We start from the raw sequence: 15584 nt of genomic DNA on the forward strand, positions 1-15584 counted from the left end.
GAGTGTAGCATGGTTAAGACTAGATTTTTTGTTTCTTTTTCATTAATGGAAAAAGAAATAGACTTAAAAAACACAAGTCGCAATAAAGTTTATGTCTTCTAGAAAAAGTATGAAAGAGATCAGTTAAATTCATAGAACATAATAATTAAACCAAAAAAATGTCACGAAAACTTCATTTAACCACGAGAAAAGTACATCGTTATTTAGGATTATTTATTGGTGTTCAATTTTTATTTTGGACACTTGGAGGCCTTTATTTTAGCTGGAACAATATGAATGATGTTCATGGTAAAACCCTATTGGATAAATCAGAAAAGAGTTTTAGTTTTAAGGTAAGTCAATCTTTGGTTAGATGTCTGGATTTGTTGGAGCTTAAAGAAGGTTTTAAAGGAGATCAAATACAAGGTGTTATCCTTGGTAAGGATAGCATCCTTCGAGTTTCTAACGAGAAAGGCACACGATTAATAGCGTTATCTCATGGAACGTATCGTTTACGCAACGAACTAACAAAAGAAGAGGTACTTACTTTTGTAGAAAGTAGATTATACGAGCCTATTCCTGTAAAAAATACGGAACTCTTAAAAAACACGGTAAGTAAGCATCATGAATATCGAGGAAAACCATTACCTGCGTATATCGTTAAGTTAGAACACGAAACAGATACAAAGGTGTATGTTCATCCAGAATTGGCAAAAATAACCACAGTGAGAAATAATAATTGGAGACGATTTGATTTTCTATGGATGTTACATGTTATGGATTTTGAGACTAGGGATGAAATTACAAATTGGATGTTAAGGGTATTTTCAATTTTAGGCTTGCTAACTATTCTGTCTGGTTTTTATCTATTTTACCTCAGCTCATCAACCATTCGAAAAATAAAACAGCAGTTTTAACTATGTAAATAGTTAATTGAATTCGATTAGACTTTTATCACTTAATAAAACTTTCTTAATTTTACACAAAAATAAAATTAGTGAGCTTTTTTTCATGTAATCAAGACTTATCAGCTTCTCATGTAAATTATTACGAAAAGGTTGATGCTATTCCTAATAAAGTTTATGAGGATTTAAAGTGTAAAAATAATCTTTATTTTCATCCAAGTTATTTAATTGCTTTGGAGACGCATAATCCACAAATTAAATTTGCTTATATTGTCTTAAGTAATGAATTGGGTAACTATATAGGTTTTTTTGTAATTCAAGTCATTGATTTTTATTCAGATAGTTTTCAGGATGACACTCAAACTATTTTCGAATACCTCAAATGTATTGCTAGGAATCTTCGAATCCTTCCCCAAGGAAAGCCATTAAAAGTTCTTACTTGTGGAAATACTTTTGTAACGGGAGAACATGGCGTTTTTATTCGATCAGATCAGGATAAAAAAAATATAGTTAAGCAATTTTCAAAAGCGATCGCAGGGTTAGTTAATTCTAAAAAAGAACTAAACGAAGAGATCGATGTTTATATGATAAAAGATTTTACTAAAGAGTCAACTTTTATTACCGACGAACTAAAATCAGATGGATTTTATGACTTCAAAGTAGCGCCTAACATGGTGATGAAAATAAATAAAGAATGGAATGACTTTGAAGATTATCTCTTGGCTATGAAAACAAAATTTAGAGTAAAAGCAAAAAAAGCGCTTTTGAAGAGTGAACGGTTACATATAGCTGATATTCAATTGAAAGACTTGGACTCCATAATTCCACAAATGACTGAACTTTATAAAAAAGTATCGAATAAGGCGAGTTTTAATTTAGGTGCTTTCAATTTGATAACTTATAAAACGTTAAAAGAAAATCTTGGTGAATATTATATTTTAAAGGGATATTGGCTGGGAACCAAATTAGTTGGGTTTATGTCAGGTGTTATTAACCAAAAGGATATATTAGATGCCCATTTTGTTGGAATAGATTATGACTTAAATAGAGAACTAGCTATTTACCAAAGAATGCTTTATGATTATGTTGATATAGCGATTCAAAGAAAGGTAAAACAAATTAACTTTGGTAGAACTGCCAGTGAAATAAAAAGCTCTGTAGGAGCAACTCCAGAAGAAATGACCATTTATTTGAAACATAGGAAGCATTTACCGAATAAAATACTTAGCTTATTTTTGAAAAAGATTAAACCAACAGGCTTTAATCAAAAATACCCTTTTAAGTCAGTACTTGTTAAATAATTCTATTTGATGTTTAAGTGGTTGTTATGTAGGTTTTAACAGCTTTTTTGTTGTATAATACCTTTTATTATAAAAAAATGAGAGATAGAGAAGACTTATTAAAATTGCTAATTTTGGAAGATGTTGGAAATAATTGTTTTAAAGGAACGAGCACAGATATTGGTAGTTTAAATATATTTGGAGGACAAGTAGTGGCTCAATCTTTAAATGCCGCTTATCGTACTCTTCCAAAACAAAGAGTTTTACATTCATTACATTCTTATTTTTTAGAACCAGGAGACCTGAAGTTACCAATAACTTACAGTGTTGAGAAAATCAGAGATGGTGGTAGTTTTTCAACACGGCGTGTGACCGCATTTCAAAATAAAAAAACAATGTTTATTTTATCATGTTCCTTTCATAAAATAGAAAAAGGGTATGAGCATCAAATGCCAATGAAAGTAAATGTAAAGCAACCAGAGGAATTATTAAGTTGGTCTTGTATTGTAAAACAATATGGTACTTTTATTCCCAGAAAGATGAAGCATTTTTTGGGTATTGAACGCCCCATTGAGTTTAAGCCCGTCCAGCTTATAAATCCCTTAACTAAAGAAGATTTACCTCCTGTTGTTGATGTTTGGTTTAAGCTAAAGGGAAGTCGAGAAAATATAGAGCTATCGCTAAAACAGCAAATTTTGGCTTATATATCAGACTATAATATCCTAACTGCCTGTCTCTATCCAAATGCAAGTAAAGCTCATTTTGGAAATACTCAAATGGCAAGTTTAGATCATGCTATGTGGTTTTATAGAGATTTTAATTTTAGTGATTGGATACTGTTTTCTGTTGAAAGTCCAAACTCTTTTGGTGCAAGAGGCTTTTCACGAGGAAATATATATACTCGCGATGGCAAATTAATAGCTTCCATAGCTCAAGAAGGTCTTATAAGGCCTATTAAATAGAAGAGCATCGGGGATAGGGTTAGCCTTTAGTAGATTTTTTTAGGTTTATAATCATAGAATCGCAAATCAAATAACGTGCTATATAGTATATAAAAGTATAGGAAAATACATACATTATGTCATAATCGATGAAGTTATTGAAAGTCATTAAAATATCTGCAAAAACAAGGAGAAACAATCCTATGAAATACAGTTTATTCCGACGATTCATCTTATTGAGATAATTGATATAGGAAAATAAAACCATGACTACAGAAGATAGGCCCATAACAATAAAAATTTCTACTATTTCTTGTATGTAAGGTTTCAAAATTGTGTAAATAACAATAAAAACCAAAAGAGACAAAAAAAGATAAAAAATTAAAAACTTTAATTTCGTTTGGATTATAGCCTTGCTTGCAATAATAATATATAAGAATCGATTAGCAATAAGGGGTAGGGAGCCTATAAAAAGAAAGTCTTCGGAAAAAATAAGAAAGGCATCTGAGGCCATTGAAAATAAAAGAACTAACAGATAGTAATAATTTATTATTCTAGTCTTATTTAGATACATAAAAGTTAATGAAAGTATCGAAAGAAGCTTTAAAATAAGCTCTATGGTAGAGTCATTATCTATAAAAATAAAAGAAAGTAAAGATATTGTTAAGTAGAGTAAGGTGTATCCATACTCCTCCATTATCATATAAAGTTCATTTTTTATTGACATCTTTTTTATATAGCGAGTAAATTGAAATTTTAGGAAGGTACTAAAATCTAAATGTAACAAATATTTTGATTATTATAATGCGTAAATATCTAAAAACACAAAAAAGATTTTATTTTTTTATTAAATGTTGTTTGATGATTTTTTTTATGATTTAATTTTTGATAAGTACAATTTTTTCCATCTCTTTTTCAATAATTTGTTTATAAAAACTTTTTGTTGTTTTGTAGTAAGTAGGAGGTATCGCGTGTTGATTCATTTGTAACAAGCATTCAGCTCTTATTTTATCCTTTTCATAAAGAATTCTATATTTAAATACGCCTATATTTTCTGGTAAGCCAATCGCAATTGAACTTGGAGCCGATTCAATACTGTAGTTTTCTGGAATTTTAATTGTTGCTGAAAATTTTTCTTGCCATGGTATCAGAAAGTCTATAGGGTAATTTCTTTCCTCAGTTTTAAAAGGATTTTTCCTTTTAGTTAGGAAAATCATAGGGTTAAAATAAATTTTATTACCTATTTCTTCAATAAAATCTTCAGATGTAAATTTAAATGAACGAGTTGGTTTCTTTGAAAGATCAGATCGGTTTTTATCTTTAAAGCTAATAATCTCAATGTTATAATTATTCTCTAGTTCATTAATTATTTCATCCTCCTTTTTACTTTCATTATTACTTCTAAATATTAAAGCATTATGCCTGTCATAAGTTTTTCGATAATTTCCAATTATAGATAAATCACTATCAATAACAAAATTTAATTGATTTAGTTCTTGAGTTTGATTATCGGGGATTAAGGGGACTGTGTTCGAAACTCCGTTTTTTCTAATTTCTCTTCCTTGCCAATTTAGACAGTGTAGGGGTAAAATATTAGGAACAGAAAATTTATCTGTGGCATCAAGTAAAACAGATTTTCCATCCATGAAATTGACTTTAGCAATAACATAATTAAACCCTTGTCGTGTAGGAAAAATAGGAATACCGTTAGATTTGGTACTTACCAATACAGGATTGGCTGTAAGACCAGCATACCGAAGCATTGAAGTTAACATAAGATTGATTTCTGCAGTATTACCAACCCCCTCTTTATAAGCTTTTTTAACTCCTTTTTCAGTGTACTTATTATAGTACCCGTTCCAAGTTATTTTGGATTTAACAAAATTGAAAATAGCAGTTATTTTTTCATTACTTGTTTTTGTTGCGTTTAAAATAGTTTTTATATCGTCTTTATAGTAACTAGATTTGCTTAATTGCTCACCAAAGCTATTAGACTCGAATATTTCTTTGCTCACCTCTTCCCAAGAGGTTGCCATATTTTTATAAGGAGTGTTTGGAAACCTTGTTCCAGAAAGTTCAAATTCCATTCCTCCTCTGTAATTTTGAATGTTACCAGCGTAAGGTTCGTTGTCCTTCATAGCAGGTATGTTCTTTGCATTGAAGGTATATTTATTCCCCGTATAGCTTACTTGATTGTTTTGGTAACTTGTAGTGTTGGTATAACCGTTACTTCTATATTTTGTTTGAAAATTAATACTATTTCTGTAAGAAGTTTCTTTTATAGGAACTGAAAAGTAGCCCTTTGAACGCTTATTAAATATAAAGTATTCTGGTATTTTGACTTGGTAGTCAAGAACATCTACAGGAATATTGTATTGAAAATTTAAAGTTCTTATAGACCAAAAAGGCGATATAATTTTGTATTTTAATTCAAGAATACTTCCTTCTTTAATTTGAGGAAAGGTAATTTTTTTCTCAGAGTAGTATTTATTTAACTTTTCTTTAAAAATATGTTCCGAGGTAACTTTGATTTTTTTAGGTTTATTATCTTGAATATTAAATGTATAAGCCTTTTCTATGATAACCTTTTCTTTATTTCCTGACTCAGGAGAATAAAATGATATTTTTTTAGTCGCCTTTGAAAAGCCCTCTTTAGAATATATTTTAATTCTTTCATGACATTCTGTTATTACAACAAAGCCCTCACCTTTATCATAATTGAAATAAGTGTTTCGTTTTTTATATAAATATGATGCATTAGCTGTTGAATCAATAGGGTGTTTAACTTGCATCAGCGCATCTTTAGATACCTTTCCAAATTTAATTTCTTGAGAAAAGAGAGAAGCTGAAATTAACAATACTATAAAGGCAATCGATTTTTTCATGTGTTTTTAATTTTTATAATTTGCGCTTACGTTTTGCTATAAAAACTATTGATTTTAAAAATTCTATAATTTTCCTATGGCTTAGCAAACAATTTTAGGATATGTATTATTTCGTAAGTTCTATTCTTTGATTGTCGTGGCGAGTTACGGATTTTATAAACTTTCTGTATAAGGAGTAATCTTCTTTAGAAAAAATACCTTCGGTTAAAGAAAACTCTCGAGTGTATTTAATAGATTTATTACCCATCTTTTCGAAGGCTACTTTATAGTAGCCAAATTTGTTTTTAATTTCTTTACCTTTAGGTAGTTCGTTTATTTGATGGTCTTCAGGAATTTCAATTAAATACTCATCTTTATCTGTAAAGCTATGGTATAATTTTAAAGGCATTTTCCTGTTTCTGTAGCGATCTGGAATACTAGTGTTTCTATTTAAAACATTAGGCTTAAACAAATAATTAGTTTCACTTACAGTTGCATAATTATCTATGGCAAGTTCTAGTTTTTCAGTAAATTCAACAGTTTCTTTATTATTATTGAATTCAGCTGATACTAGCTCTAGATTATTATTGTAATCCCAACGATATTCTTTATAGTACTTCTTAAGTTTTTTTTGCGTATAATCTTTAACGTAGAACTTATTGTCATATTGGGTTCCCGTAGATTTTGCAGTTAATGAGCTCGTCAAGTTTCCATTTTTTAGAAGTTTCACTTGTGCTAAGGTATTTTGAAAACTTGAGTTTTTATAGCTCGGGGTTCTTTTAATGATCCCTCCCTCAGGTGTAATTACTAGTACGTCCCGGTCATCAGTAAAATCTCCTAAAAAACCAAAAGGCATTGTTTGACTTGTGCACTCTAACCATATATCATCCTTACCTTTGATAGGTATATTTAAAATCATATGATTTCCTTCGATAGATGAAAAATCGGTATCAATATTTCGTTTTTTACCAGCAAAAACAATAACATGATAAGATGATATTCCGATGGCTTTAAGTAATGCGTTTGTATAATTAGTTAAACCTTTACAGTCTCCATAGCCTGATATATCTACCCTATCAGCGGTTATTGGTGACCATCCTCCGATATCAATTTGAACCCCAATATAACGTGTTTTATTTTGGACAAACTCGTATACTTTTTTGATTTTTTCTTCTACTGTTTTAAGGTCTTTCACAAGCTCTTTTACTTTGGTAATGGTTGCTATAGACAATTCATTTTTTCCCTCATATAAGTTTGTATAGATCCAATTTCCAAATTCAGTCCAGTTTTTAGCCTTTCCTTTAACTCCTTTAAGAGAAAAAGAGTTTAAAGCCAGCCTTAAGAAAGGAGTAGTGCTGTATAAAGAAGGCGCTTTTTTTTCATGTTTTATAGCTATGTGATCATTTAAACTATATTGTAAAAATTGTTCGTTTTCTTCTTTTTTAATAGAATAGCCTGTGAAATTTTCTTCTTTTTTTCGAAGAGTTATATTCCTTGGGTTTTTTAAAGAAAAAACACTTTTTTCTACGGAAATTCTATAATCTTCTAGTGGAATCCATTTAGGAATAAATGCTGTAGAGGAGTTTTGATATTCTGATTCGAACACTATTGTATATGGATAAGATATCGGGGTATGTTCCAAATATTTCAGTCTTGAATCTGAATATAATTGCCCGCCTTCTACTGCGCTAATATCTTTAAAATCATTTTTTGAGTATTTTTTTATTTTATTTCCTGAAGCATCATAAATAATTGCTGATATTTTTTTAATTTTAGTATCTTCATTATAGTATTCAAAAGCTCTGATATGCTTATTACCTCTCTTGTTAAGAACTGTTACGATTCTTTTGTTAGATACTATTAGTTTATCAACTTCAGCGACTGTTATAATTTTATCAGAAAGTCTCAAAACCGCATCGGCATTGGCTTTAAATTCTTCAGAAATAAGGTTTACGTTTAATTCGGTATCTTGAGAAAAAACAGTGTTATGTAAGAATAACAAAACAAAAATAGCTCTGTAAAAGGGTTTCATGCAATTAATTAATGAAATAAGATTGCGAATTTATAAAAAAAAATAAAAGTGTTAAAGTTTTTTTTGTGGTTTTAAAAGACATTCCTATACTTAGGGTCTAAATGTTATTCTTGATTGGTAAAATGAAGTGCTTATAAGTTGTATGATTTGATTTAAAATAAGTTTACAATTCATTTCTTCTTTTGAATAATTGATTATGTTAAAAGTTAGTTTAATGGTTAATGATAGGTTAACGAGACTGTATTATAGCTTTATTCAATAAAGTTTACAATACTTTTGAATTGTGAGAACGAAAATCAAAATATTAATTATAGCTTCTGCTTTAGCACTAATTGTTTTGTCTGCAATTCAATATGCTTTAATTAAAAATACCTTTAAGTTACAACGTGATATTTTTTTTAAAGAAATAAAACAAGAATTAAAGTTTTTAGAAAAAATTGATAGATGGGATGACACATATGCAAAAATGTTTGAGGGTGCTTTATCTCAATGCGATGATAATGTAATTCAAGCTGAGCAATTACGTGTACAGTTTTATAAAAAAAGAGATAGTTTAAATGAAAGATTTAAAAGTTATTTTGCTGAAGAAATTGAAACTAAAAAGCTTACGTTTCCTATATCTTATCAAAAAAATATCACTAGCGCTATTGTTTTTAATAAGTTGGGAAAAGATACTTTGGTGAGTGCCGAAAATGAGCCTGTATTGCTTTTTGGAGATTTATTAAATAATGATACGAGATATCATGTGAACACAGGTGAATGGTCATCTATGAGTTCTTCTAAGCAAAAGGACAATAGAATGGATTTAGTAAATAAAAATAGGGGTTTTGAAATTACAACAAGTAGCTATATTGATGTGAAAAATTGGGAAATTGAGGTTTTAAGACGTATGTTTTGGGTGCTTTTGGCAAGTTTTGGTTCCATCTCAATGATTATTATGTTGTTTACTTATGCTTTTTATGCGGTTATAAAACAAAAAAGAAATGCAGATATAAAAACGGACTTTGTTAATAACATAACCCATGAACTTAAAACCCCTTTAGCCACTTTGAGTATTGCTACTAAAACATTACAAACAAATGCTATTCAAAATAGTAAAGCTAAATTTCAATCAACTGTAGCAACTATAGATAGGCAAAGAAAAAGGCTTCAAAAACTTGTTGATCAGGTGGTTAATGATTCTTTAGGTTTTGAAAGTATTCAGCTTGAAAAAAAAGAGATGGATGCTAAAATATGGTTAGAAAACTTATTGAATGATTATTGTTTGCAACATAATAACATCAGTATTGTAAGCCATTTTCATTCTGAAAGTACGAAACTAGTGTTAGATGAATTTCAATTTAATACTGCGATACTTAATATATTGGAAAATGCAACCAAGTATGGAGCTAGTAAAATTTGTGTTTCTACAGAAAAATCAAACACAGAATTTGCAATTATAATTGAAGATAATGGAGTTGGTATTGCCAAAAATGATCAAGCAAAGGTATTTGATAAATTTTATAGAATAGCGAATCAAACCGTTCACAACATAAAAGGATTGGGTTTGGGATTGTATTATGTAGATCAAATTGTTAAAGCTCATGGAGGATATATTAATTTAAAAAGCGAGGTTTCTAAAGGAACAATACTAATTATTAAAATTCCAATTGAATAAAGTAAATTATACAAAGGCATCGATGATGAACGGATTGTTATTTATAAACAAAATTTGATCTAATGGAAGTAATAAATAATAAACAAATGAAAACGATTTTATTAGTAGAAGATGATCTTGATTTTGGTAACATTTTACAAGAATATTTAAGCTTACATGAATTTCATGTTATTTGGCTTAAAGATGGAGAGGAGGCTTTGAAAAGAATTCACAAAAGCCATTTTGATATCTGTGTTTTTGACGTAATGATGCCTAAATTGGATGGATTTTCATTAGCCGAAAAAGTAATTGAGTATAATCCTGAAATTTCTTTTGTTTTTTTAACGGCTCGGAATCACAAAGAAGACAAAATTAAAGGGTTGAAGTTAGGAGCAGATGATTATATTATAAAGCCATTTGAAGCAGAAGAGCTTATTTTGCGAATACAAAACATCATTAAAAGAACACAAAAGAAAGCTGTTGATTCACCATCAAATACCAGTTTTAGTATTGGGAAATACCAATTTTTTAAAACTAGGCTTGAATTAAAATATAAGGATAGTATCCAACGGTTAACAGAAAAGGAAGCAGCACTAATTCAGTTTTTATTTGAACACAAAAATCAATTGCTAAAAAGAAATGAAATATTAGAAGCCATTTGGAAGGCTGATGATTTTTTTACAGGAAGAAGTATGGATGTATTCATTAGTCGCCTTCGGAAATATTTTAAAGAAGATGCTTCTATTAAAATTGAAAGCATAAGAGGTGTAGGGCTTGAATTTAAAATTTCTTAAAAATAAAATAGTATTAATCATTTTTAATTGATGTAAATAATTACTGTTGAACATTCTTTGGTTTTTTAACCAGCTGTTTAAGATTGATATACAACATAAAATAATTTCTGTACTGTTTTACAGGAATAATGATTTTAATATCATAAATCAATATATAATTCTAAAACCGATAATTATGAGAAATGCAATGTGTTTAGTGTTTTTTTTAGCCATTATAATGGCAACAGCTCAAAAAAAGAAGGAATCAGCCCAATCGTTAACTGAAAACTATGGGAACACGGATAGTATGAGCTACTTTAGTAATAGTACGTTAAATAAAAGTAAGTGTAATGGTTCGAGTTCTATTTCAGTTAAAAGTAACAAAACCACGTATAAATTTAAAGCTTCCTTTAATGATGAGATTACAGCTGATGTAAGAGATTTTCTTCAGATGAAATTTAAAGATCTAAAATTTTCTAATACCAATCAAACTACTTTTTGGACAATAGTTAAAAATAAAGAAGAGGCTTTTAGTTGTAAATTAAGTGAGGGACATGTTAGAATTTATGCTGATAAAGAAATGATTTCAAAAGGTTTTCAAGAAAAATTAAAAGCTATTGGCGAAGAACTTAAATATGTAATTAATGGAGAAGCTATGAAGGGGGCTAATGACGCTAGAAAAGAAGTAGCAAAGAGAAGATTAGCGCATGCGAAAAGAGAGTATGAGAGGGCAAAGCGTTATTATGAAAAAACGACTAAAGTGAAGTAAGGAACGAAGAAAAAAGTCCCATTTTCGTATGTTTAAAAAATGGGACTTTTTATAGTTTTATTTTGCATTTAACTCTGTAAAATATTTATAAAAGTAAGGAATGGTTTCAATACCTTTTAAATAATTCCAAACACCAAAATGTTCATTGGGTGAGTGAATAGCATCAGAATTTAACCCAAATCCCATCAAAATAGTTTTACTCTTTAATTCTTCCTCAAATAAAGCGACAATAGGAATGCTACCTCCACTTCTTTGAGGAATTGGAGTTACCCCAAATGTTTCTTCATACGCTTTACTTGCAGCCTTATAGCCAACGCTATTTACAGGAGTTACATATCCTTGTCCTCCATGATGAGGAGTTACTTTTACTGTTACGCTTGCTGGAGCAATATTTTCAAAATGGGCTTTAAATAATTCGGTAATTTTTCTCCAGTCTTGGTTGGGTACCAAACGCATTGAAATCTTAGCATAGGCTTTACTTGCAATAACAGTTTTAGCCCCTTCACCAGTGTAGCCTCCCCAAATTCCATTCACATCTAAAGTAGGTCGAATAGAACTCCTCTCGTTGGTAGAAAAACCACTCTCACCATAGACATCATCAATAGCCAAAGCATTTTTATATGCTTCTAAAGAAAAAGGGGCTTTAGCCATTTCATCTCGCTCCGATTTCGATAATTCTTCAACATTATCATAAAACCCAGGAATGGTAATATGATTGTTTTCATCATGCAAAGAAGCAATCATTTTTGTTAAAATATTAATCGGATTGGCTACCGACCCACCATAAAGACCAGAATGTAAATCTCTATTAGGACCAGTGACTTCAACTTCAACATAACTTAATCCTCTTAATCCTGTGGTAATTGAAGGAATATTGTTTGCGATCATTCCTGTATCAGAGATCAAAATGACATCATTCGCTAATTTTTCTTTATTTCTAGGTACAAACCAAGCTAAACTTTCTGAGCCTACTTCTTCCTCTCCCTCAATCATGAATTTTACATTACAGGGTAAATTACCAGTATGGGTCATATATTCCAGCGCTTTTACATGCATGTACATTTGACCTTTATCATCGCAGGCACCTCTTGCAAAAATAGCACCTTCTGGGTGTATATCGGTTTTCTTAATTACGGGTTCAAAAGGAGGAGAGTCCCATAAGTCAATTGGATCAGCGGGTTGTACGTCATAATGTCCGTAAACTAAAACTGTTGGGAGTGTAGGGTCAATTATTTTTTCTCCATAAACAATTGGATAGCCAGGGGTTTCACATATTTCAACTTTATCACAGCCAGCTTTTTCCAAACTATCTTTTATACTTTCGGCTGTATTAAGTACATCCTGATTGAAGGCAGGATCAGCGCTAACAGAAGGGATTTTAAGGAGCTCGATGAGTTCATTTAAAAAACGTTGCTTATGATTGCTTATATATTCTTGAATAGTTTGCATTGTAATTTAATTAAGTACGCTAAGTTAACAGATTTTTTTTGAATTCTTTTTTCAAAAAAGATGTGACTTTTTTATTGCTTTTGTTTCATAAATACAGGGTGTATATACGTTTATCTTATTGTAAAATATCATATCTAAAATTTAGGAATGATTATTGATTAGATTAGTTATATAAAAAAGGTACTTATTTTGATTTGAATTAATATTCTATTTTCTAATCTTAGAAGGGTTTGAGATAGATTCTAAAGGAAAGCTCTCGTTAGAGAGCTTTCTGAATTATTGATATGTTTTGATTTACAGTGAGGTATGGAGGTGTGCTGTAAAAGTTTTAAAAATAGCTTTGATATTTGAATAGTTTATGTATATTTGCACGCACAATTTTAGTATACGCGGGCGTGGTGGAATTGGTAGACACGCTAGACTTAGGATCTAGTGCCGCAAGGTGTGAGAGTTCGAGTCTCTCCGCCCGTACAAAATAAAAGCTTTAGATTTTTTCTAAAGCTTTTTTTATATTGTCAAATAGTTTATGTCTTTAAAAGGATTATTCACATTTGTAACAAACAAGTTCAATTTCTACATCAATAATGCCTCCAGGTATTTTGGCCATAGGGATTAGGGCACTTGCGGGTTTGCTTCCTTTTAAAAATTTACCTCTTTCCCGTAAGAAAATATCGAAGAACTCATTGTCCATTCGTGTAGTATATTGCTTGATCATAGTAATGCATTCTGGCTTAGAGCCTGCTTTTTTTAATATATCATCTAATTTTTTAAAAATCTTTTGTAATTGTTGTTCTAAGTTCAAGCCTTCGCCATTTTCTCCCCGAGCATTGATTCCAGATACATATATCATTTGAGCATTTTTAGGTGCAATGGTAGCATAACTATAGGTACTTCCAGGGTCTATATATACGGTTTTTTGTGCAGCTTCTTTTTTTTCTAAAGTGGCATTTTGATCTTGATTTTCTTTGAGTTCTGTGTTCTTTTTCATATCACACGAAGAAAGAAATAAACTTAGTAAAAAGCTATAAAAATAAATGGAAGTGTTCATAATATGCTGTTTTTCAAACAATAAATATAGTTTTTTGTTTTTTTTGAATTTAAAATTTTAACAATTTTAACTTAAACTAATAAGATGGTTTTTTATGCATTTTTTTTACGTTTTAGTTGTTGGGTAAAGAGAAAATGTTGTTATATCGAAGGTTAATGAAATTCCGTAAACTGATCTATTTATCGTTTTTTAAATGATGTGTTTGAAAAATAAATTTTGTAAAAAGAATAAGGGGAATAGGGGAACGATTTTCAGGGTTTTGAGTATAAAAAAGAATTTAGAAGCGCTTTTGATTAGTAATACTAGTTTATATATTTGAGTTAATTAATATATGAGAAATTTTTCAAAAAATTAGAAAATTAAGCAAGGTAGCTCAGTGTTGGTAACACTGAAATCTATATTAAAATCAATGAGTTACTTTACTGATTTTATTTATACTTAAACAAAAACATTCAAATTAAAAAACATGAAAAAAATATTTGTAACCTTAGGGCTGTTAAGTTTTATTACATCATGTAGTGATGATAGTGAAAAAGTAACAGATCAAAATAAAGAACTCATTTTTGGCATGTGGAGGCTACATAAAGTGTATGATAAAAATGGAATGGTATTAAATGAAAATAGGTATGAAAAGAAAAAAACTTTAGAGGTAAAGGCAGATGGTATTTATGAATTTCCATTTGTTATTGAGGATAGGGGATCTAAAGAATTAAATAAAAAAACACCAACGAATATAGAGTTAAGAGATGATCGCATGGTTATGCATTCGAATGGAAAAGTTGTAAAGTACGGATGGGTACATTTCCCAAATGAAAATACTTTTGAGTTAACAGATATTGTTGATGAGGTAAATGAGGGGGCGTTATCTGGAAAAGGAAATAAGGAAATTTGGATAAGAATAATGAAATGAACAAAGACAAACATTGTTTTTCTTTTTGTTTAAGTTAAGAAGGAGTTGTTTGGATAGTAATGTATTCATTTTAGAATCATACGATTTTTTGAAATGACAATAGTAGTTGATACCTGAAATCAATAGTTTTTGGTGTATTTTCCGAAAAAATATGAGACTGATATTATTTTTTAGAGAGAGTAATATGTGTTTTGTTTTTAGTGTTTTAAAGTGTTTTGTTTTTATAGAACTTTTCATACTCTTCTTAATTTCCTTCTATATCTTTAAATCCATAACCTTTTAAAAATTTTTTAAACACTTCCTCTCAATCTTCAAAAAAAGCATTATTATCTAAACCCATATAATTATTGTTCAACCATTAAATCATTTAATGACAATATATCTTTCTAACTCTTTGATAAGCCGCATTTGAAAGAGGTTTAGATTTATTTACTATTTTTCCTCTAAAGTCTCAAACTTTTTATAATCTTCATAAGTGAATTCTCCTGTAAGGATAGGTTTGTAAAATTTTTCTAATTTTTCTCGAACATACATCATTTCTCCTTTATATGTTTTAAAAGTATTTAATTTTAGATGCTTATTATAAATTTTACTAGATTCAGAAAAATTGATTTGTAAGATTTTTTCAAGGATACTCCCTTTAATATGTTCTTCTCTAGTACTTTTAAATATTCTACATACTCCTATGTGAGGAAAATTACAAAGCATATTAATTTCTAATATCCAAAACTTGCTTTTGTAGAATTTTTCATAATCTTCCTCATCTCCTCCTATATCTTCAAACCCATAACCTGCTAAAAAATCTTTAAATACTTCATCACAATCCTTAAAAAAGGTGTCATATCCTATATCATCTATCATTTTATTATTGTTTGACCATTAAACCATTATCTAGTAAAGTATATCCTTTACTTCTCAAATATTTATATTTCTAAGACATAAAGGTTCTAGTTTTTTAAAAATTACCATTATTTACTTTAAGAGAAATGCGAACTTAT

At 29.5% G+C, this 15584-nt stretch carries 13 protein-coding genes and 1 tRNA gene; 8 read left to right on the plus strand and 6 right to left on the minus strand.

Annotated elements, in window-relative coordinates; translation table 11 throughout:
• Nucleotides 1–158: 158 nt before the first annotated feature.
• From ACSIGE_RS10170 to ACSIGE_RS10180, 3 genes are all read left to right on the plus strand, one after another.
• Nucleotides 159–896, plus strand: a complete 738-nt coding sequence (locus tag ACSIGE_RS10170; protein WP_440879766.1) for a hypothetical protein — start codon at nucleotides 159–161, stop codon at nucleotides 894–896.
• Between the two features lie 80 nt (nucleotides 897–976).
• Nucleotides 977–2185: a GNAT family N-acetyltransferase gene (locus ACSIGE_RS10175; protein ID WP_440879767.1), complete on the plus strand. Its 1209-nt coding sequence runs from the start codon at nucleotides 977–979 to the stop codon at nucleotides 2183–2185.
• Nucleotides 2186–2262: 77 nt separating this feature from the next.
• Nucleotides 2263–3126, plus strand: a complete 864-nt coding sequence (locus tag ACSIGE_RS10180; RefSeq protein WP_440879768.1) for an acyl-CoA thioesterase — start codon at nucleotides 2263–2265, stop codon at nucleotides 3124–3126.
• Nucleotides 3127–3145: 19 nt separating this feature from the next.
• Here ACSIGE_RS10180 and ACSIGE_RS10185 read toward each other — a convergent pair whose 3' ends face one another.
• From ACSIGE_RS10185 to ACSIGE_RS10195, 3 genes are all read right to left on the minus strand, one after another.
• A complete protein-coding gene (locus tag ACSIGE_RS10185; protein ID WP_440879769.1) occupies nucleotides 3146–3832 on the minus strand; it encodes a lysoplasmalogenase family protein in 687 nt (228 codons plus the stop codon).
• 151 nt (nucleotides 3833–3983) lie between these two features.
• Nucleotides 3984–5990 carry a transglutaminase domain-containing protein gene (locus ACSIGE_RS10190; RefSeq protein ID WP_440879770.1) on the minus strand — a complete coding sequence of 669 codons (2007 nt, stop codon included), beginning with the start codon at nucleotides 5988–5990 and terminating at the stop codon, nucleotides 3984–3986.
• A gap of 106 nt (nucleotides 5991–6096) precedes the next feature.
• Entirely contained in the window at nucleotides 6097–8001 is a 1905-nt protein-coding gene (locus ACSIGE_RS10195; RefSeq protein WP_440879771.1) for a DUF3857 domain-containing protein, read from the minus strand.
• 283 nt (nucleotides 8002–8284) lie between these two features.
• Between ACSIGE_RS10195 and ACSIGE_RS10200 the strand changes: the two genes are divergently transcribed.
• The 3 genes from ACSIGE_RS10200 (at nucleotide 8285) to ACSIGE_RS10210 (ending at nucleotide 11179) form a co-directional block, all read left to right on the plus strand.
• Nucleotides 8285–9658: a sensor histidine kinase gene (locus ACSIGE_RS10200; protein ID WP_440879772.1), complete on the plus strand. Its 1374-nt coding sequence runs from the start codon at nucleotides 8285–8287 to the stop codon at nucleotides 9656–9658.
• An 86-nt stretch (nucleotides 9659–9744) separates the two neighbouring features.
• Nucleotides 9745–10431 carry a response regulator transcription factor gene (locus tag ACSIGE_RS10205; RefSeq protein WP_440882203.1) on the plus strand — a complete coding sequence of 229 codons (687 nt, stop codon included), beginning with the start codon at nucleotides 9745–9747 and terminating at the stop codon, nucleotides 10429–10431.
• A gap of 175 nt (nucleotides 10432–10606) precedes the next feature.
• The gene (locus ACSIGE_RS10210; RefSeq protein ID WP_440879773.1) at nucleotides 10607–11179 is read left to right on the plus strand and encodes a hypothetical protein; all 573 of its coding nucleotides are present in this window, start codon (nucleotides 10607–10609) and stop codon (nucleotides 11177–11179) included.
• 57 nt (nucleotides 11180–11236) lie between these two features.
• On the opposite strand, the gene ACSIGE_RS10215 is transcribed toward ACSIGE_RS10210, so the two are convergent.
• On the minus strand, nucleotides 11237–12628 hold the full coding sequence (locus tag ACSIGE_RS10215; RefSeq protein ID WP_440879774.1) for a dipeptidase: 1392 nt from the start codon (nucleotides 12626–12628) through the stop codon (nucleotides 11237–11239).
• A 389-nt stretch (nucleotides 12629–13017) separates the two neighbouring features.
• Between ACSIGE_RS10215 and ACSIGE_RS10220 the strand changes: the two genes are divergently transcribed.
• Nucleotides 13018–13099: transfer RNA gene (locus ACSIGE_RS10220), tRNA-Leu, on the plus strand.
• 70 nt (nucleotides 13100–13169) lie between these two features.
• Here ACSIGE_RS10220 and ACSIGE_RS10225 read toward each other — a convergent pair.
• The gene (locus ACSIGE_RS10225) at nucleotides 13170–13616 is read right to left on the minus strand and encodes a RidA family protein (RefSeq protein WP_440879775.1); all 447 of its coding nucleotides are present in this window, start codon (nucleotides 13614–13616) and stop codon (nucleotides 13170–13172) included.
• A 526-nt stretch (nucleotides 13617–14142) separates the two neighbouring features.
• Here ACSIGE_RS10225 and ACSIGE_RS10230 point away from each other — a divergent pair.
• Nucleotides 14143–14586 (plus strand): hypothetical protein, encoded by a 444-nt coding sequence (locus ACSIGE_RS10230; RefSeq protein WP_440879776.1) that lies wholly within the window; start codon nucleotides 14143–14145, stop codon nucleotides 14584–14586.
• A gap of 432 nt (nucleotides 14587–15018) precedes the next feature.
• Here the strand turns inward: ACSIGE_RS10230 and ACSIGE_RS10235 are convergent, their stop codons facing one another.
• Nucleotides 15019–15447: a hypothetical protein gene (locus tag ACSIGE_RS10235; RefSeq protein WP_440879777.1), complete on the minus strand. Its 429-nt coding sequence runs from the start codon at nucleotides 15445–15447 to the stop codon at nucleotides 15019–15021.
• Nucleotides 15448–15584 lie beyond the last annotated feature (137 nt).

The organism is Tenacibaculum profundi, assembly GCF_052050075.1.
Taxonomy (GTDB): domain Bacteria; phylum Bacteroidota; class Bacteroidia; order Flavobacteriales; family Flavobacteriaceae; genus Polaribacter.